Here is a 22,181-nt window from a genome sequence, read left to right as displayed (position 1 = left end):
CCACGCGGCGGTTCTGGGGCTCTTGCGGTCGGCGTGTCATGACATGCCGAGGTCGTTGTCGATGAAGTCGAAGATCTCGTCTGCGGTGGCGGAGTTGATCCGGTCGCTCACCCCGGTGTCGTCCGCCGGCTCCGCGTCGGCGTCCGGCCGCTCGTGCCACTTCGCGAGCAGTCCTTGCAGCCGGGAGGCGATCCTGGCCCGCTGTGGATCGTCCTGCGGCACCTCGCCCAGCAGCTCTTCCAGCCGGTCCAGCCCGGCGAGCGCGGGCAGGGCGCCGGCCGGGTCCGCCGCGCCGAACTGGGCGCGCAGATGGCGGGCGAGGGCCGCGGCGGTCGGGTGGTCGAACAGCAGCGTGGCGGGCAGCTGGGTGCCGGTGGCCAGACCGAGCCGGTTGCGCAGCTCGACGGCCATCAGCGAATCGAAGCCCAGCTCGCTGAACGCCCGCTCCGCGTCGATCGCGGCGACGGAGTCGTGCCCGAGGACAGCGGCGACATGGGTGCGGACGAGGGTGGCCAGCACGCGCTCCTGGTCCGCCTCGCTCCGCCCGGCCAGTTGCTCGCGCAGCGCGGTCGGACCGTCCGGCCCGGCGCCGTCCGCCGGCTCGCGCGCCGCGGCCGCCCGCTGTGCCTCCGGCAGATCGGAGAGCAGCGCGCTGGGCCGCACCGAGGTGAAGCCGGGCACGAACCGCGCCCAGTCCACCTCCGCCACGGTCAGCGTGGTCTCGCCGCGGACCAGCGCCCGCTCCAGCGCATCGACCGCGAGCCGCGGTTCGAGCGGGGCGGTCCCGCCCCGTGTCAGGCGCTCCGCCAACTGCCCGTCGCCCGCGGTGCCGGCCGCCATCCCGCCGCCGGCCCACGGGCCCCAGGCGATCGAGGTGGCCGGCAGACCGAGGGCGTGCCGGTGCTCGGCGAGGGCGTCGAGATAGGCGTTGGCGGCGGCGTAGTTGGCCTGCCCGGTCGCCCCCGTGGTGCCGGCGAAGGACGAGAACAGTACGAACGCGGTCAGATCTCCGGCGAGTTCGTGCAGATGGGCCGCGGCCGCCATCTTGGACCGCAGTACGGCGTCCAGGCGTGCACCGTCGAGCCCGGCGATCAGCCCGTCGTCGAGCACGCCCGCCGCATGGAACACGGCGTCCACGGGGTGCTCGGCCAGCAGCCGCGCCACCGCCTCCCGGTCGGCGGCGTCGCAGGCGACGACGGTCACCCGGGTGCCGCGAGCGGTGAGTTCGGCGGCCAGTTCGGCCGCCCCCTCGGCCCTGTCGCCTCGCCGGCCGGCCAGCACCAGGTGGTCGACGCCCCGGTCGGCCAGCCGGCGGGCCACCTGCGCGCCGAGCGCGCCGGTGCCTCCGGTGATCAGTGCTGTCCCGCTGCACACCCACGGCTCTTCGGTGCCGGGCGCGCCGTCCCGGGTCTGCGCCCGGACCAGCCGTCGTACGTACACGCCCGCGTCGCGGACCGCGGCCTGGTCCTCGCCCGCCCCGGCCTCCAGCACCGCACACAGCCGCTCAACGGCCCGGCCGTCGGGCTCCGCGGGCAGATCGACGAGACCGCCCCAGCTCTGCGGCTGCTCCAGCGCGGCGACCCGCCCCAGGCCCCACACGGCGGCCTGTACGGGGGACGGCACGGCCTCCCCCTCGCGTACCGCGACGGCCCCGGAGGTGGCGCACCACAGCCGCGCGCCGACGCCGAGATCGTCCAGGGCCTGGACGAGGGCCAGCGTCGCGGCGAGTCCCCCGGGCGTGGCGGGCTGTGTCCGGTGCGGCTCCTCCTCGGTGCCCAGCAGCGACAGCACGCCGTCCACGGGGCCCGACTCGGCCAGCAGCGTGCCCAGTTGGTCGGCGAGCGCCTTGCGGTCGGTCCGGCCGCAGTCGACCTCGACGGGGACGACCACAGACGCGCCATGGGCGGTGAGCCCGGCGGCGATCGCCGTCTCCCAAGCCCCTTCGGTGCGGCCGGCGGGCACCGGCAGCAGCCAAGTGCCGGACAGCACGGGCGACGCGGCGTCGCCGGCCGGCCGCCAGACGACCCGGTACTCCCAGCCGTCGGCGACATCGCGTTCGCGCTGCCGGTGGCGCCACGACGACAGCGCGGGCAGCACCTCGCTCAGCGGGGCGTCACCGGCCAGCTGAAGTTGCGCGGCCAGCTCACCGGGGTCGGCCTGCTCCACGGCCGCCCAGAACTGCTCGTCGGCCGTCCGCGCCGGCTCGGCCCCGGTGTGGCCGTCGGCCGGTTCCAGCCAGTACCGACGGCGCTGGAAGGCGTAGGTGGGCAGATCGACCCGGCGCGCCCGCTCGCCGTACAGCGCGGCGGGTTCCGCCCCGAGGCCACGGACGTGCAGGCTCGCCGCCGCCAGCAGGGCGCTGCGCACCTCGGGCCGCTCGCGCCGCAGGACGGGGAGGGCGGCGCTGTCCGCACCGGGCGCGCGCAGGCTCTCCCAGGCCATGGCGGCGAGAGCGCCGTCCGGCCCCAGCTCCAGGTACGTCCGCACGCCCTCGGACTCCAGCCGGCGGATGCCGTCGCAGAAGCGGACGGCCTCGCGCACATGCCGCACCCAGTACTCGGGCGAGGTCAGGTCGGCGTCGGCGGCCGGTTCCCCGGTGAGGTTGGAGATGACGGGCAGCCGCGGTGGCGCATAGCGCACGCCCCGCGCGACCTCGCCGAACTCCGTCAGCATCGCGTCCATCAGTGGAGAGTGAAACGCATGGCTGACCCGCAAACGCCTAGTCTTTCGCCCCCGTTCGGCCAGCTGCCCGGCAACGCGCGTGACCGCCTCCTCCGCTCCGGAGACGACGACCGACGACGGCCCGTTCACCGCGGCGATCCCGGCCCGGTCCGCCATGCCCTCCAGCAGCGGCAGCACCTCCTCCTCGGAGGCCTGTACGGCGATCATGGCGCCGCCTTCCGGCAGTGCCTGCATCAGCCGCCCGCGGGCCGCTACCAGGGCGCAGGCGTCCTGAAGAGTCAGCACCCCGGCCACATGCGCGGCGGTCAGCTCCCCGATGGAGTGGCCGATCAGCACATCGGGCCTGATCCCCCACGATTCCACCAGGGCGTACAGCGCCGTCCCCACGGCGAACAGCGCGGGCTGGGTGTAGGCGGTGCGGTCGAGCAGCGCGGCGTCCGGCGAGCCCTCGTCGGCGAAGACCAGCTCGCGCAGCGGCCGTTCGAGGTGCCGGTCGAACTCCGCGCAGACCTCGTCGAACGCGGTCGCATACGCGGGGAACCGCTCATGGAGTTCCCGCCCCATCCCGGCGCGCTGGGCACCCTGGCCGCTGAACAGGAAGGCGAGCTTCCCGCCCGGGTCCGCCACCGCGCGCACCAGCTCCGCCGCGTCCTCGCCCCGCGCCAGCGCGGCGAGGCCCTTCAGGAACCCGTCACGGTCCTCCGCGACGAGCGCCGCCCGGTGGTCGAAGGCGACCCGGCTGGTGGCCAGCGAGTACCCGATATCGCGTACGGACAGGTCCGGGCGCTCGACGACATGCGCGCGCAGCCGCTTGGCCTGGTCGCGGAGCGCGGCGGCGGAACGACCGGAGAGGGGCCAGACGACGGCACCGACGGACTCCTGCTCACCTCCGGGCGCCGCCTCCCCCGTACGAGCGGCCGCGTGCAGGGCCATGGCACCATGACCACCGTCCACGCCATCGCGCTCCTCCAACTCCCCCTCCCCCGCCGCCCCGTACTGCTCCAGCACCACATGCGCATTGGTGCCGCTGATCCCGAACGAGGACACCGCGGCCCGGCGCGGCAGTGCGCCCTGCGACCACTCCACAGGCTCGGTCAGCAGCCGCACCTCGCCGGCCGACCAGTCCACATGGGAGGAAGGCTCGGTGATGTGCAACGTCCGGGGCAGCACACCGTGCTGCAACGCCAGCACCATCTTGATCACACCGGCGATGCCCGCGGCCGCCTGTGTATGCCCGATATTCGACTTCACCGACCCCAGCCACAACGGCCGTTCCTCGCCCCGGCCTTGCCCATACGTCGCGATCAGTGCCTGCGCCTCGATCGGGTCACCCAACGACGTCCCGGTCCCATGGGCCTCGACCGCATCCACCTCATGGGCCTCCAGCCCGGCGTTGGCGAGCGCGGCGCGGATCACCCGCTGCTGGGAGGGGCCGTTGGGGGCGGTCAGCCCGTTCGACGCGCCGTCCTGATTGACCGCGGAACCACGGAGTACGGCGAGCACCGGATGGCCGTTGCGCCGTGCGTCGGAAAGCCGCTCGACCAGGACGATGCCCGCGCCCTCGCCCCAGCCCGTGCCGTCCGCGCCCTCGGCGAACGCCTTGCACCGCCCGTCGCCGGCCAGCCCGCCCTGACGGCCGAACTCGACGAAGGCACCCGGAGTGGCCATCACCGTCACCCCGCCCGCGAAGGCGAGATCGCACTCCCCCAGCCGCAGTGCCTGCGCGGCCAGATGCAGCGCCACCAGCGACGACGAGCACGCCGTGTCGACCGTCACCGCGGGCCCTTCGAGACCGAGCGCGTACGCGACCCGGCCGGACGTCACGCTGGTGGCGTGCCCGGTGAGCGACTGCCCCTCCGAGCCCTCGGGCAGGGCGTGCCCGGCCGAGCCGTAGCCCTGGTAGTTCGTGCCCGCAAAAACCCCGGTACGGCTGCCCCGCAGCGTCGCCGGATCGATACCGGCCCGCTCCAGCGCCTCCCAGGAGATCTCCAGCAGCAGCCGCTGCTGCGGGTCCATGGTGACCGCTTCCCGCGGCGAGATCCCGAAGAAGTCCGCGTCGAAGTCACCACTGTCGTGAAGGAAGCCGCCCTCGACCCGGCCGGCGTCACCGTCGGTCCGCCAGCCACGGTCCGTCGGCAGCGGCGACAGCGCGTCCACGCCGTCGGCCAGCAGCCGCCAGAACTCCTCGGGGCTGCTCGCCCCGCCCGGGAACCGGCAGCTCATCGCGACGACCGCAAGCTGCTCCTCACCGTTCGCCGCCGGGCCGGCCGCGACGACCGGTACCTCGGCCACCGCACCGTCGCCGAACAACTCGGCCTCGATATGGCGGGCCAGCGCGAGCGGCGACGGATAGTCGAAGACCAGCGTCGCCGGCAGCCGCAGCCCGGTCGCGGCCCCCAGCCGGTTGCGCAACTCGACCGCGGTGAGCGAGTCGATCCCGAGCCCGCGGAAGTCCCGTGCGGCCTCGACGGCCTCAGGCCCGGCGTGCCCCAGCACGAGCGCCGCCTGCGTCCGTACGAGATCCAGTACTGCCGTCTCCCGCTCGGCCGCCGGCCGACCACCGAGCCGGGCCCGCAGACCGTCCGCCGGGTCCCCCGCGGCAGCCGCCGCGGCCGAACGCCGGGCGCCCCCGGCCACCAGCCCCCGCACGAGAGCAGGCCGCGCGGCGCCCTGCGCCCGCAGCGCCGCATGATCGAGCCGCACGGGGAGGAGCACCGGATCGGCCGTACCGAATGCCGCGTCGAACGCGGCCATGCCCTGCTCGGCCGTGAACGGCACCATGCCGCCCCGCGCCATGCGCCGCAGATCGGCATCCGCCAGTTCACCGGTCATCCCCGCCCCGGGAGCCCACGGCCCCCACGCCAACGAGCTGGCAGGCAGTCCGGCACCACGCCTGACCTGAGCGAATGCATCCAGGAACGCGTTCGCCGCCGCGTAGTTGCCCTGCCCCGAACCACCGAACGTCCCGGCGACGGAGGAGAAGACGACGAACGCCGCCAGATCGTCGCCCCGGGTCAGCTCGTGCAGATGACTCACCGCGTCCGCCTTCGGCGCGAGCACGGTGTCCAGCCGCTCGGGCGTCAGCGACGACACGATCCCGTCGTCGAGGACGCCTGCGGTGTGCACGATCGCGGTGAGCGGATGCTGCTCCGGTACGGAGTCCAGCAGCCCGCGCAGCGCCTCGCGATCGGCGGTGTCGCAGGCGGCGAGGGTGACGTCGGCGCCAAGGGCGGCGAGTTCGTCGCGCAGTGCGTCCGCGCCCGGGGCGTCCGGGCCGCGACGGCTGGCCAACAGCAGATGCCGTACGCCATGTTCGGCGACCAGATGCCGGGCCACCAGCGCACCCAGACCACCCGTGCCACCCGTGACCAGCACCGTGCCGGCCGGATCGAGCGCCACCGGCATCGTCAGTACGACCTTGCCGACGTTCTTGGCCTGACTGAGGTAGCGGAACGCATCGGGGGCCTTCCGTACGTCCCACGCGGTGAGGGGGAGCGGCCGCAGCACCCCCTGCTCGAAGAGGGCGACAAGAGCGCTCAGCATCTCCCCGATCCGCTCGGGACCGGCGTCGAAGAGATCGAAGGCCTGGTATCGCACCCCGTCGTGCTCGGCCGCCACCTGCTCCGGATCACGGATATCGGTCTTGCCCATCTCCAGGAACCGGCCGCCCCGCGGCAGCAACCGCAGCGAGGCGTCGACGAACTCCCTTGCCAGGGAGTCCAGTACCAGATCCACGCCCCGGCCGTCGGTTGCCGCCAGGAAGGAACGCTCGAAGTCCAGGTCCCGGGAGGAGGCGATATGTGTCTCCGCCAGCCCCGACTCGCGCAGAGTGTCCCACTTGCCGGAGCTCGCGGTACCGAAGACCTCGGCGCCCAGGTGCTGCGCCAGTTGGACGGCGGCCATGCCCACGCCACCGGCGGCAGCGTGCACGAGGACTGACTCGCCGGCCTGGAGGCCACCCAGCTCCACGAGTGCGTAGTACGCCGTCAGGAAGACCACCGGCACGGACGCCGCCTGCGCGAACGACCAGCCCTCCGGGATACGGGCAAGGGTGCGTCCGTCAGCCACCGCGAGGGGGCCGAACGCAAGGGTGAACAGGCCCATGACCCGGTCGCCCGGGGCGAACCCGGTCACCCCCGGACCGACCTCCGTGACGACCCCGGCACCCTCGATGCCCAGTGCCACCGCCTCGCCCGGGTACATGCCGAGCGCATTGAGCACATCACGGAAGTTCAGCCCGGCCGCACGCACCGCGATCCGCACCTCTCCGACGCCCAGTTCGGCCTGCACGGCCGGGTGCTCCGCAAGGCGCAGATTCTCCAGCGTGCCCTTCTCCGCGATGTCCAAGCACCACGCCTCGGTCTGCTCGGGCACAGGCAGCGCGGCCGCCACGCCTGCCACGCCCGCCGCACCCGGCCGTACGAACCTGCTGAGCCTGGGTACGTAGGGCCGGCCGGCACGTACAGCCAGTTCGGGCTCTTCGGAGGCGAGGGCGGCGGGGAGCACGTCCAGCGACTCGCTCTCCGCGTCGAGGTCGACCAGGGTGAAGCGGTCCGGATTCTCCGAACGTGCCGACCGGACGAGCCCCCAGACGGCGGCCAGCGCGGGATTCGGCCGTCGTTCGTCGATGGTGACCGCGCCCCGCGTGACGACCACCAGACGCGACACGGCGAACCGCTCGTCTGCCAGCCATGCGTGGATGAGCGCGAGCGCCCGATCGGTCGTGCTGTGCGCGGCGACGGCCGGGTCTTCGTCCTCGGGGGCATCGATCCGCAGGAGGACATGGCGGGGCACCTCGTCCTGCGGAAGGGGAAGGAGGTCGGACAGGTCGGGGAGGTCGGATGGATTGGACGAGTTGGACGGGTTGGACCGGGCGGACGGCTCGGTGCCCTCGGGCATGTCGATGAACGCGTCGATGGTGAATGCGTCGATGGTCACCGCAGTGCGGTCGGACTCCGGGAGCGGTATCCAGTCGAGCGTGTGCAGGGCGGTGTCCTGCTGACCTGCCTTGGCGTGGGCGATCCCGTCGGCCGACACCGGGCGCAGGACGAGGGAGTCGATCGTCGCCACCGGCTCACCCGAGGCATCCGCCAGCTCCAGGGCGACCGAGTCCGGACCGTTCACGGCCAGCCGAGCACGCAGGACCGACGCGCCGGCTGCGTGCAGGGTCACCCCGGACCAGGAGAAGGGCAGCCTGCCTCGGTCGTTGTCCGCCCGGCCGTTGTCCGCCCGGTCCGATTCGACGAGTCCGAGCGCATGGAGCGTCGCATCCAGCAGCGCCGGGTGCAGCCCGTATCCGGCCGCTTCGGGGACGGCGCTCTCCGGCAACTCGACCGAGGCGAACAGCTCGTTCCCGCGGCTCCACACCTCGCGCAGCCCACGGAAGACGGGACCGTAGTCGAAGCCGGCAGCGGCCAGCCCGTCGTACAGCCCGTCGACGGTGACGGGCTGCGCCCCGGCCGGCGGCCACTGGGACAGGCTCTGGGACAGGCTCGCCCCGGCCGCCGGAGCGTCGGTGCCGAGTACGCCCGTGGCATGGCATATCCATGACTGCTCGGGAGGCGCGTCCTGCGGGCGGGAGTAGACACTCAGCGAGCGGCGCCCGGACTCGTCCGCAGCACCGACGGCAACCTGGAGCTGCACGGCACCACGCTCCGGCAGTACGAGGGGTGCTTGCAGCGTCAGCTCCTCGACCTGTCCGCAGCCGACCTGATCACCGGCACGGACGGCCAGCTCCAGGAAGGCGGTACCGGGGAACAGGACCGACCCCGCGACGACATGCTCGGCGAGCCAAGGCTGAGCCGCCACGGAGACACGTCCCGTGAACACCACGGCGTCACCCTGGTCGGCCAGGGGGACGGCTGCGCCCAGCAGGGGGTGCTGAGCGGACACCAGCCCGGCAGAGCCAAGATCTCCGGCGGGCAGTCCCGTGAACCGGGGCCAGTAGCGCTGGTGTTGGAAGGCGTAGGTGGGCAGGTCGACGGGGGTGTGGACGGTTTCCCTGTGAGTTTCCCCGTCGGTTTCCCTGGCCGCTTCCGTGTCGGTGTCGGCGCTGGTGAAGAGGGTGGACCAGTCGACGGTGATGCCGTGTGCGTAGGCCTGGCCGAGGGCGGTGAGGAGACTGGTGGCCTCTGGGCGGTCCTTGCGCAGGGTGGGCACGAGGACGTGGTCGGTGTCCGCTTCGAGGCATGCCTGGGCCATCGCGATTAGCGTGCCGTCGGGACCGATCTCCAGGAACTGGGTGACCTCGTGCTGTTCCAGCCAGCGGATGCCGTCGGCGAAGCGTACGGCTTCGCGGACATGCCGCACCCAGTAGTCGGGGGACATCAGGTCCTGGGGCGTGGCGAGTTCACCCGTCACATTGGAGACGACCGGGATCTTCGGCTCCTCGTACGTCACGGATTGCGCCACTGCCCGGAACGCGTCGAGCATCGGCTCCATCAGCGGGGAGTGGAAGGCGTGGCTGACCTGGAGCCTTTTCGTCTTCCGGCCGTCGGACTCGAAGTGTTCGGCGATCGCCGCGACGGCGGATTCTTCACCGGAGATCACGACAGCTTGCGGACCGTTCACCGCGGCAATGCTCACCCGTTCCTCAAGGCCTTGGAGGAGCGGCACGACCTCGTCCTCCGAGGCCTGGAGCGAGACCATCGCGCCACCGGCCGGCAACGCCTGCATCAACCGGCCGCGTGCAGCGACCAGTTGGCAGACATCCTCCAGCGACAGGACACCGGCCACATGGGCGGCAGCCAGTTCACCGATGGAGTGGCCCACCAGGTAGTCGGGCCGTATGCCGACGGACTCTATGAGGCGGTACAGCGCTACCTCTATGGCGAACAGCGCAGGCTGGGTGAATTCCGTACGGTTCAGCTTCTCCGCGTCCTCGCTGAAGATCACCTCCCGCAGAGACGAAGACTCCAGCTCGCCGTCGAAGTGCGCGCACACCGCATCAAAGGCGTCCGCGAAGACCGGAAATGATTCGTACAACTCCCGGCCCATTCCGAGCTGTTGGGAACCCTGGCCCGTGAACAGTAGGGCCAGTCGCGCTTCGGGTTCAGCGAAAGCGGTCACGACGGAAGCGGCTTCCACACCGTCGGCCAACGCCTTGAGTCCGTCCAGTAGGGCGTTCCGTTCGGTGCCGAGTACGACGGCCCGGTGCTCGAACTGCGCTCGCGTCATCGCCAGGGCGAACCCCACTTCAGGCAGGCCGAGTTCAGGCCGCCCCTCCACGTGCGCCATCAACCGCTGCGCCTGCGCCCGCAGACCCGCACCACTGCGGGCCGAAACCACCCACGGCACCACACCCGACCCACACACCACACCAACCCGGGCGTCGTTCGAGTCCGCCTCCGCTGGCTGCTCGATCACCACATGCGCATTCGTCCCACTCACACCGAACGCCGACACACCCGCCCGACGCAGCCGCCCCGTCTCCGGCCACTCAACCGACTCCCTCAGCAACCGCACATGCCCCGCCGACCAGTCGACGTGACTGGACGGCTCCTCGGCGTGCAGGGTCTGTGGCAGTACGCCGTGCTGGAGGGCGAGCACCATCTTGATGACACCGGCCACACCCGCGGCCGCCTGCGTGTGCCCGATGTTGGACTTCACCGAACCCAGCCACAGCGGCCGATCCTCATCCCGCCCCTGACCGTAGGTAGCCAGCAGCGCCTGCGCCTCAATCGGATCGCCCAGCGACGTCCCCGTGCCATGCGCCTCGACGACATCCACGTCCGAGGCCGTTAGACCGGCGCCCGCCAGGGCCTGGCGGATGACGCGCTGCTGGGAGGGGCCGTTGGGAGCGGTGAGGCCGTTGGACGCACCATCCTGATTCACCGCACTGCCACGTACGACCGCCAGCACCCGATGACCATTACGCCGGGCATCCGACAGCCGCTCCACCACCAGCACCCCGGCACCCTCAGCCCACCCCGTGCCATCAGCAGCATCCGAAAACGCCTTACAACGGCCATCAGCCGCCAGGCCCCGTTGCCTGCTGAATTCGATGAACGCGCCAGGTGTCGACATCACGGTCACACCGCCGGCCAGGGCGAGATCGCATTCGCCCGAGCGCAGGGACTGAACAGCCAGATGCAGGGCGACCAACGACGACGAACACGCCGTATCCACCGTCACCGCCGGCCCCTCAAGACCCAGCGCATACGCCACCCGGCCCGACACCACAGCCGCTGCGTTCCCGGTGCCCAGGTAGCCGTCTTGGCCCTCGGGGGTGCTCAGGAGGAGGCCAGGGTAATCCTGGCCGTTGGATCCGACGAAGACACCGGCGCGACTCCCCCGCAACGTCTGCGGATTGACGCCGGAGCGTTCGAGGGCTTCCCAGGAAGCTTCCAGCAGTAGCCGCTGCTGTGGGTCGATCGCCACCGCTTCCCGTGGGCTGATGCCGAAGAAGGACGGGTCGAACTGGTCGACTCCGCTGATGAAACCGCCGTGGCGCGAATAGCTCTTCCCCGGCTGTCCCGGGGTCGGGTCATAGAGGGCGTCGAGGTCCCAACCACGGTTGTCGGGGAGTTCGGAGATCGCATCCTCACCTGCGGATACGAGCCGCCACAAGTCCTCGGGGCTGGACACCCCACCAGGAAGACGGCAACTCATCCCGACGATCACCACCGGATCGTCCGACGTGGACACCACCACCGGCAGGCCGGACACCACGTCGGCATCCGTCCCGAACAGCTCACCACTCAGGAAGCGCGCCAGCTCTACCGGCGTCGGATAGTCGAAGACGACGGTGGCGGGAAGCCGCAGCCCGGTCTCGGCATTCAACCGGCCGCGTAGCTCCACAGCAGTCAACGAGTCGAAGCCCAAGTCACGGAATGCGGTGCGGGATTCCAGCGATTCCGACTTGCTGTAGCCGAGGACCGATGCGGCATGCGTACGCACGAGCTCCAACAACGCCCGATCCCGCTCCGCCGCCGACAACCCCGCCAACCGCTCCCGCACCACCACCGCAGCACCAGAACCCACACCACCGCCACCACCACCAGCAGCGTCCAAAGCCGCCCGCACCTGCGGCACCTCACCCAACAGCGGACTGGGACGCGCACTCGTGAACGCCGGAGCAAACCGCTCCCAATCCACATCCGCCACCACGACCGGACCCTCACCGCCACGGTTGACGGCCTGCTCCAGCGCGGAGAGCGCCAGCTCCGGATCCAGCACCCTCAACCCACGCCGCAGCAGATGCTCCTCCGCCCCCTCAACACCGGCCATACCGCCGCCGGCCCAGGGTCCCCACGCCACGGAAGAACCCACCAAGCCACGGGCACGACGCCCCTCCACCAACGCGTCGACAAACGCATTGGCCGCCGCATACGCCGCCTGCCCACCACTCCCCCACACACCAGCAATCGACGAAAACACCACGAACGCATCCAGCTTGCGGTCCCCCAACACCTCATCCAGGACCACAGCGCCAGAAACCTTCGCGCCCATCACCTCATCGAAATGAGCACGATCCGCCTCGGCCAGAGCAACCGAATCCACCACACCCGCCGCATGCACCACCGCATCCACCGCATGCTCCGACAACACCCCCTCAACAGCACCCCGATCCGACACATCGCAGGCCGCGACAGTCACCCGCACACCGAGCGCGGACAGCTCTGCCTCCAGCTCCACCGCACCAGGAGCCTCCCGACCCCGGCGACTGGTGAGCAGTACATGCTCGGCGCCCCGCTCAGCCACCCAACGCGCCACCCGACCACCGAGCGCACCCGTACCACCCGTAATCAGCACCGTCCCCCGCGGCCGCCAACCATCAGCGGAATCAGCAGCCAGGACGGGAGCCTGCACCAGCCTGCGCCCGAAGACACCAGCCGCCCGCACCGCCACCTGATCCTCGCCACCGTCCGCCAGAACTCCGGCCAGCCGGTCAAGCGCCCTGCGGTCCACAACCTCCGGGAGATCCACCAGACCACCCCAACGATCCGGAAGCTCCAACGCCGCCACCCGACCCAGACCCCACACCCCAGCCTGCACAGGATCCGGCGCACCATCCGACCGGCCCACAGACACAGCCCCGCGCGTCACCACCCACAAACGCCCCGCAACACCCGCATCCCCCAGCGCCTGCACCACCACAGCCGTACGCGCTACCTCCGAGACGCCCACGACCAACACACCGGCAACGGACTCCTCACCCCCCGCAACCGCAGCACCCAACCGCTCCGCCAGCAGACCGCGCCCCAGCTCCTCCCCCGCAGCACACTCCACCCGCTCAACCCGCACACCACATGCCGTAAGCCCCTCCACCACAGCCTCGGCCCACGTATCACCAGCTGCCACGACCGCAAGCCAACGTCCACCCACCGCCGCACCGGCGCCCGCAGCCAGCGGCTTCCACTGCACCCGATAGCGCCAGCCGTCGACGACAGAGCTCTCTCGCGGCTCGGCTGCGGCCGCGGCACCCGTCGATTCGAGCCAGTAGCGCTCGCGCTGGAACGCATAGGTGGGCAGGTCCACCCGGCGGGCCCCGGTGCCGGCGAAGTACGCAGCCCAGTCGATCGGAGCGCCCGACGCGAAGGCTCCGGACACCGCCGTCATCAGGGAGGTGGTCTCGGGGCGGTCCACCCGCATGGCGGGGAGGAACAATCGCTCGCTGTCGTCGTCATCGGTGTCCGTCAGGCATGCCTGTGCCATGGCGGTCAGCGTGCCTCCCGGGCCCAGTTCCAGGAACCGCGTGACGCCATGCTCGGCAAGCCACCGCACGCCATCGGCGAACCGCACAGCCTCCCGCACATGCCGCACCCAGTACTCCGGAGAGGTCAGTTGCTCCGCCGTGGCCAGTTCACCGGTCACATTCGAGACCACCGCAATACGCGGCTGCGCAAAATCCGCGCTCTCCGCGACTGCCCGGAACTCCTCCAACATCGGCTCCATCAGCGGCGAATGGAACGCATGGCTCACCCGCAGCCGCTTCACCTTCCGCCCCTCAGCCTCAAAACGACCGGCAACCTCCGCCACCGCCGCTTCCTCACCGGAGACCACGACCGCCCGCGGACCATTCACCGCAGCAACACTCACCCGATGCTCAAACCCACCCAGCACCGCAAGGACCTCGTCCTCCGACGCCTCAAGCGAGACCATCGCCCCACCCGTCGGCAACGCCTGCATCAAGCGCCCACGCGCAGCAACCAAACGGCACGCATCCGCCAGCGACAACACACCCGCCACATGCGCAGCAGCCAACTCACCAATCGAATGGCCCATCAGGTACTTGGGTTTGATGCCCCAGGACTCGACCAATCGGTAGAGCGCCACCTCCACCGCAAAGAGCGCGGGCTGGGTGAACGCGGTCCGGTGCAGAGCATCCGCACCGGCCTCGTCGTCCGCGCCGGCGCCGTCGTCAGCTCCAGCCTCGTCGCCCGCGCCCACGCCCACACCGAAGAGCACGTCTCGCAGCGGTCGGTCCAGCTCGGCGTCGAGGAGCGTGCAGATCTCGTCGAATGCCGCGGCGAAGGCCGGGAAGGCCGCGTACAGCTCGCGTCCCATTGCTGTGCGCTGGGCGCCCTGTCCGGTGAACAGGAAGGCGGTCGCACCCCGCATCGTGCGGCCGCAGAACACTCCCGAGCCCGCACCGTCGGTGCCCTGGGAAGCCAGGGCCTCCAGGCCACGCAGTGCCGCGGCCCGGTCCTCGGCGAGTACCACGGCGCGGTGTTCGAACGCGGTCCGTGTGCTGCTCAGGGAGTGGCCGACATCGGTGAGGCCGAGCTCGTCCTCGGTAACCCGCGCCAGCAGTTGCGCTGCCTGTGCGCGCAGCGCCGGCTCGCTGCGGGCCGACACCACCCAGGGGATGACGGCCGGCCGGACGGGCCCGGCGCCTTCGTCCGCGGCTGAGCCCTCCTCCGCTGCCGAGGTCTCGTCCGGCGTCGAGGCGCCCTGTGCTGCCGCGGCGTCCTCGGCTGCTGCGGGTGCCTCCTCGAGGATCGCATGGGCGTTGGTCCCGCTGATTCCGAACGACGAGACCCCGGCGCGGCGCGGGCGCCCGTCGTGTTCCCAGGGCATCGCCTCGGTCAGTACTTCCACGTCCCCGGCGGTCCACTCGATGTGCCGGGACGGCTCGCTGATGTGGAGGGTTCTGGGCAGCATGCCGTGGCGCATCGCCATGACCATCTTGATGACGCTGCCGACGCCGGCCGCCGACTGGGTGTGGCCGATGTTGGACTTGAGCGAGCCGAGCCGCAGCGGTCCGTTGCCGGCTCGCTCCTGTCCGTAGGTGGCGAGCAGGGCCTGGGCCTCTATCGGGTCGCCCAGCGCCGTTCCGGTGCCGTGGGCGTCGACGGCGTCGACATCGCTCGGCGACAGCCCGGCGCGGGACAGCGCGGAGCGGATGACCCGTTGCTGGGAGGGTCCGTTGGGGGCGGTCAGGCCGTTGGACGCGCCGTCGGAGTTGATGGCGGTACCGCGGACGACGGCCAGCACCGGATGGCCGTTCTTCCGCGCGTCGGAAAGCCGCTCGACGAGCAGCATGCCGGCGCCCTCCGACCAGCCGGTGCCGTCCGCGTCGTCGGAGAACGGCTTGCAACGGCCGTCGGCGGCCAGGCCGCGCTGCCTGCTGAACTCGAAGAACATCGCCGGGGTGCACATCACGGCGACCCCGCCCGCCAGCGCGAGATCACATTCGCCACGACGCAGTGCGTGGCAGGCCCAGTGCAGGGCGACCAGCGACGAGGAGCACGCGGTGTCGACGGTGACGGCCGGGCCCTCCAGGCCGAGGGTGTAGGCGATCCGGCCGGAGGCCACGGAGGTGGCGTTCCCCGCCAGGAGCAGCCCCTGTACGCCTTCGGGCAGACCGGTCACGCCGACGCCGTACCCGGAGGTGGCGGCGCCGACGAACACTCCGCCGTTGGTGCCGCGTACCGACGTCGGGTCGATCCCCGCGCGTTCGAACGCCTCCCAGGCCACTTCGAGCAGCAGGCGCTGCTGCGGGTCGGTGGCCAGCGCCTCCCGTGGGCTCATCCCGAAGAACGCCGGGTCGAAGAACCCCGCATCGTGCAGGAAGCCGCCCTCGCGCACATAGATGGAGCCCGGCTTCTCCGGGTCGGGGTCGTAGGCCGCGTCGACGTCCCAGCCCCGGTCGACGGGGAAGTCGGAGATGGCGTCCCCACCGTCGGCGACGAGCTGCCACAGGTCTTCCGGAGTACGCACGCTTCCGGGGTAGCGACAGCTCATCGCGACGATGGCGATGGGTTCCTGGTCCCTGCCCTCGGCTTCGCGAAGCTGGCGACGGGTCTGCCGAAGCTCGGTCGTCACCCGCTTCAGGTACTCCATGTACTTCTCGTCGTCAGCAGCCACCAACGTCACATCCTCGAACCAAGCCGAGCGGTTCCCCGCGTCCGGTCACGTCGTTCCCAGTTCCTTGTCGATGAGGTCGAACAGTTCGCCGGCGGTGGAGGCCGACGCCAGCTCGCCGTCGTCTTCATCGGTTTGCGTGTACGGATCCGCGCCTCGCTCCTCGTGGCCGTTGCCCCAGTGGGCTGCCAGTGCGCGCAGCCGGTGGGCGATCTCGTCGCGCTCCTCGTCCCCGACCGTGACCCCGGCCAGTGCGGCCTCCAGCCGGGCGAGCTCGCCCAGGAGCGACTGCGTACCGGACGTCTCGGGCAGCTCGATCTCGTCCAGGACGTGGCGGACCAGGACGAGGGGGGTCGGATAGTCGAAGACGAGGGTGGCCGGCAGCCTGAGCTGGGTGGCCGCGTTGAGGTGGTTACGGAGTTCCACCGCCGTCAACGAGTCGAAGCCCAGCTCCTTGAACGCCTGGTCGGGTTCGATGTCCTCGGCGGATCCGTGCCCCAGGACGAGCGCCACCTGTGTGCAGACCAGGTCGAGCAGGTACGGCTCGCGGTCCGCGGCGGGCAGCGCCCCCAGCCGCTCGGCGAGACCCTGCTGCGCCTCCGAGCCTGTCGCGGCAACGGACGTCGCGGTACCGCGACGGGCCGGTGCCCGGACCAGACCGCGCAGCAGCGGCGGTACGGCCTCCGGGTGCGCGCGCAGCAGCGCCATGTCGAGGTTCATCGGGAGCAGCAGCGGTCGGGCCAGGCTCCGTGCGGTGTCGAGGAGGCCGAGGCCCTGTTCCGGGGTGAGCGGAAGCATGCCGCCGCGTGCCATGCGTTGCAGATCGGCCTCGCTCAGTTCCCCGGTCATGCCGACGCCGGGAGCCCATGCCCCCCAGGCCAGCGACTGCGCGGGAAGTCCCAGCCCACCGCGCCGGCAGGCCAGCGCATCCAGATACGCGTTCGCCGCCGCGTAGTTGGCCTGGCCGGCGCTGCCGAACGTTCCCGCCACCGACGAGAAGACGAGGAACGCGGCCAGATCCTCGTGCCGGGTCAGCTCATGCAGATTGCTGACCGCGTCCACCTTCGGCCCGAAGACCGTGTCCAGCCGCTCGGGCGTCAGCGAGGACACGATCCCGTCGTCGAGGACGCCTGCCGTGTGCACGACGGCGGTGAGCGGATGCTCCTTCGGTAGGGAGTCGAGCAGTCGGCGCAGGGCTTCGCGGTCGGCGGCGTCGCAGGCCGTGACGGTGATCTCGGCGCCGAGGGCGGCGAGTTCGTCGCGCAGTTCATTCACGCCGGGGGTGTCCGGTCCGCGGCGGCTGGCCAGCAGCAGATGCCGCACACCGTGCTCGGCGACCAGATGCCGGGCCACCAGCGCGCCCAGACCGCCCGTGCCACCGGTGATCAGCACCGTGCCGGCCGGATCGAGCGCCACCGGCATCGTCAGTACGACCTTGCCGATGTGCTTGGCCTGGCTCAGGTAGCGGAAGGCCTCGGGAGCCCGCCGCACATCCCACGCCGTCACCGGCAACGGCTCCAGCACACCCCGCTCGAAGAGCTCGACCAGCGCGCTCAGCATCTCGCCGATCCGGTCCGGACCCGCGTCCCAAAGGTCGAACGCCCGATAGCTGACACCCGCATGCTCGGCCGCCACCGCCTGCGCATCCCGGACATCGGTCTTGCCCATCTCCAGGAACCGGCCGCCCCGCGGCAGCAACCGCAGCGAGGCATCGACAAACTCCCTGGCCAGGGCATCCAGCACCACATCCACACCCCGGCCACCGGTCGCCTCGAGGAACGACCGCTCGAACTCCAGGTCCCTGGAGGAGGCGATGTGCATCTCCGCCAGGCCCAACTTCCGCAGGGTGTCCCACTTGCCGGGGCTCGCGGTGCCGAAGACCTCCGCACCCAGGTGCTGAGCCAGTTGGACGGCAGCCATGCCCACCCCACCAGCGGCAGCATGCACGAGGACCGACTCACCAGCCTGGAGGCCACCCAGCTCCACCAGCGCGTAGTACGCCGTCAGGAAGACCACCGGCACCGACGCCGCCTGTGCGAACGACCAGCCCTCCGGGATCCGAGCCAGCAGACGGCGATCCGCCACCGTCAGCGGGCCGAAGGCTCCGAAGAACATGCCCATCACCCGGTCACCGGGCTGAAGGTCGTGCACGCCGGGGCCGACCTCCAGCACCACCCCGGCGCCCTCGCTGCCGAGCGCGCCGGCCTCACCCGGGTACATCCCCAGCGCATTGAGCACATCGCGGAAGTTGACGCCCGCCGCGCGCACTGCGATACGGACCTGCCCGGCGCCCAACTCGGCCTTCACCTCGGGGCATGCGGCCAGATGCAGATTCTCCAGGGTGCCCTTCTCGGTGATGTCCAGCCGCCAGGCGTCCTCGTCCGTTCCCCCGGCCTGGTCGGCGCCCCCGGCCCCGTCGGCCCCGCCGGCCTTGGGCGGGCACAGGGCGTCCGCGGACGCGACCCGGGCCAGCCTCGGTACATGTGCCGCTCCCGCCCGCAGCGCCGCCTCGGGTTCTCCGCTCGCCAGCACGCCGGTGATCGCGGCCGTCGAATCGGGCGTCCCGTCGAGGTCGATGAGGGTGAACCGACCGGGGTTCTCGACCCCGGCAGCGCGCACCAGGCCCCAGACTGCGGCCTGCGCCGGGTCCGGGTGGTCAGCGTCCGACGTGCTCACGGCGCCCTGGGTGAGAACGACCAACCGGGAGGCGGCGAAGCGCTCGTCCGCCAGCCAGTGCTGCACCAGTGCGAGGGCCCCGTCGGCGGCGGTGTGCGCCTCGGTGGCCGTGTCGCCGGGCTCCGCAGCCCCCGGGCAGCGGACCAGCACCACCGCGGGCGCCTCGTCGACGAGATCGCTCAGACTGTCCGCTGCCTCTACCTGGACGCCGGTGCCCTCCAGGGTCGCGGCCAGGCCCACATCTCCGACGACGGCCCAGAACTCCTTGGCCGGATCGGCCGGCCCGGTCAACGGCACGGTGACCCAGTCCAGTTGGAACAGCGCATCGTGATGGCGCCCGTTGCCACGCATCTGCTCACCGGATACCTGACGTAGCGTCAGCGATGCGATGGAGGCGACCGGGCCTCCTGCGGGGTCGGCCAGTTCGAGGGAGACGGACTCGGGTCCGGCCTGCACCAGGCGGACGCGCAGGGCGCTCGCGCCGGCGGCCGTGAGGGAGACGCCGTTCCAGGAGAACGGCAGGCGTCCACGTCCGACGTCCTCCATGGACACGAACATCATCGCGTGCAGTGCGGAGTCGAGCAGCGCGGGATGCAGTCCGAACGCGCCGGCCATCCCCTCGTGCTCCTCCGGCAGCCCGACCTCGGCGAAGATCTCGTCGCCGCGCCGCCAGACGGCCCGCAGCCCACGGAAGACCGGGCCGTAGGCGAATCCGGCTTCGGCGAACCGGTCGTAGAAGTCGTCGACCGAGGTGGCTTCCGCGTTGCGGGGCGGCCAGACGGTGAAGTCGTACGACGTGCCGTGCTCCGCCGCTGCTCCCGTGGACACCACGCCACCGGAAACCACACCGCTGGACACCATGCCACTGGACGCCACACCGCTGGACACCACGCCACTGGCGTTGAGCACCCACGGCTGCTCGACGAGATCGTCCTCGGGGCGCGAGTACAGATTCAGCGTCCGCCGCCCGGAGTCGTCGGGCACCTCCACGGCAAGCTGGAGTTGCACCGCACCGCGCTCCGGCAGGACGAGCGGCGCGGCGATGGTGAACTCCTCCACCCGGTCGCAGCCCACCTCGTCCGCCGCACGTACCGCCAGTTCGAGGAAGCCCGTACCGGGGAACAGGACGGTCCCGGTCACCGCGTGGTCGGCGAGCCACGGGTGAGTCTGGAGTGACAGCCTGCCGGTGAAGAGGCGGGCGTCGGAGCCGGCCACTTCGACCGCCGCACCGAGCAGGGGGTGGTCCGCCGATCCGAGACCCGCCGAGCTGATGTCCCCGGTCGTCACGGCGGGCGGCTTGGGCCAGTAGCGGTGCCGCTGGAACGCATAGGTCGGCAGCTCGACATGGCGCGCGTCGCTCCCCGCGAAGGCGGCCTCCCAGGCGAGCGATGCGCCGGCGGCAAACGTCTGACCGAGAGCGGTGAGCAGACTGATCGGCTCGGGTCGGTCCTTGCGGAGGGCGGGCACAAGGAGCTGGCCGGTGTCCCCTTCGAGGCATGCCTGCGCCATCGCAGTGAGCGTGCCGTCGGGCCCGATCTCCAGGAACCGGGTGACCTCGTGCTCCTCCAGCCAGCGCACACCGTCGGCGAACCGTACGGCTTCCCGGACATGCCGCACCCAGTAGTCGGGAGACATCAGGTCCTGAGGCGTGGCGAGTTCACCGGTCACATTCGAGACGACCGGGATCTTCGGCTCCTCGTACGCCACGGATTGCGCCACTGCCCGGAACTCGTCGAGCATCGGCTCCATCAGCGGAGAGTGGAAAGCGTGGCTCACCCGGAGCCGCTTCACCTTCCGTCCCTCGGACTCGAAACGCTCGGCGATTCCGGCGACGGCGGATTCCTCACCCGACACCACCACCGCCCGGGGACCGTTCACCGCGGCGATGCTCACCCGCTCCTCAAGGCCTTCCAGCAGCGACAGGACCTCGTCCTCCGAGGCCTGCAAGGAGACCATCGCGCCGCCCGACGGCAACGCCTGCATCAACCGGCCACGGGCAGCCACCAGCCGGCAGGCATCCGCCAGCGACAGCACACCCGCCACATGAACGGCAGCCAATTCACCGATGGAGTGGCCCACCAGATAGTCCGGTCGGACACCGAACGACTCCACGAGGCGGTACAGCGCCACCTCTACGGCGAACAGCGCCGGCTGGGTGAATCCCGTACTGTTCAGCTCCTCCGCGTCCCCGCCGAAGATCACCTCTCGTAGCGGCGATTCCACTTCACCGTCGAAGTGCGCGCACACCGCATCAAAGGCGTCCGCGAAGACCGGAAATGCCTCGTACAACTCCCGGCCCATTCCGATGCGTTGCGAACCCTGTCCCGCGAACAGTACGGCCAGCCTGCCGTCTGCCTTTATGGAGCCGGTGACGGCATTCGAAGCCGGTTCGTCTGCGGATACGGCGGCCAGGCCGCGCAGCAGTTCCTCTCGATCCATACCGAGTACCACGGCCCGGTGTTCCATGAGCGACCGTGTGGTGGCCAGCGACAGACCGATATCGACGGTACGCAGGTCCGGGAATGCCTCCACGTGTGCGAGCAGGCGTGCGGCCTGGGCACGCAGCGCGCTCCTGGTCTTTCCGGTGATTACCCAGGGCACTGCGGGCAGCCTGAGCGACTTTTCGCAGTCGGCGCTTTCCTCAACCGCCGGCTCCTCCACCACCGGCTCTTCCACCACCGGCGCCTGCTCGATAATCGCGTGCGCATTGGTGCCACTGATTCCGAACGAGGACACCCCCGCCCGCCGCGGCCGCCCCACCTCCGGCCACTCAACCGCCTCCCTCAGCAACCGCACATGCCCCGCAGACCAATCCACATGCGATGACGGCTCATCGACATGCAACGTCTGCGGCAGTACCCCGTGCTGAAGCGCCAGCACCATCTTGATGACACCGGCCACACCCGCAGCCGCCTGCGTGTGCCCGATATTCGACTTCACCGAACCCAGCCACAACGGCCGATCCTCATCCCGCCCCTGACCGTAAGTAGCCAGCAGCGCCTGCGCCTCAATCGGATCACCCAGCGACGTCCCCGTGCCATGCGCCTCGACGACATCCACGTCCGAGGCCGTTAGACCGGCGCCCGCCAGGGCCTGGCGGATGACGCGCTGCTGGGAGGGGCCGTTGGGAGCGGTGAGGCCGTTGGACGCACCATCCTGATTCACCGCACTGCCACGTACGACCGCCAGCACCCGATGACCATTGCGCCGGGCATCCGACAGCCGCTCCACCACCAGCACACCGGCACCCTCGGAAAAGCCCGCACCATCCGCGGCATCCGAAAACGCCTTACACCGACCATCAGCCGCCAACCCACGCTGCCGACTGAAATCCACAAACAACCCCGGCGTCGACATCACCGTCACACCACCCGCCAGAGCCAGATCACACTCACCCGCACGCAACGACTGCACCGCCAGATGCAACGCCACCAACGACGCCGAACACGCCGTATCCACCGTCACCGCCGGCCCCTCAAGACCAAACGTGTACGACAACCGCCCCGACACCACAC

The 22,181-nt window shown here is 71.0% G+C and carries 2 protein-coding genes; both read right to left on the bottom strand.

The window, feature by feature from the left end; translation table 11 throughout:
* Positions 1 to 36 precede the first annotated feature (36 nt).
* Entirely contained in the window at positions 37 to 15,951 is a 15,915-nt protein-coding gene (locus tag ACZ55A_RS36370) for a type I polyketide synthase (protein WP_468849304.1), read from the bottom strand.
* An 87-nt stretch (positions 15,952 to 16,038) separates the two neighbouring features.
* On the bottom strand, positions 16,039 to 22,181 hold a 6,143-nt coding region (locus ACZ55A_RS36365), incomplete at its 5' end, for a type I polyketide synthase (RefSeq protein WP_468849277.1).

This window comes from Streptomyces sp. NPDC034111 (assembly GCF_055575375.1).
The sequence above is the reverse complement of the archived record's forward strand: the minus strand, read 5'-3'. Positions and strand labels throughout refer to the sequence as shown.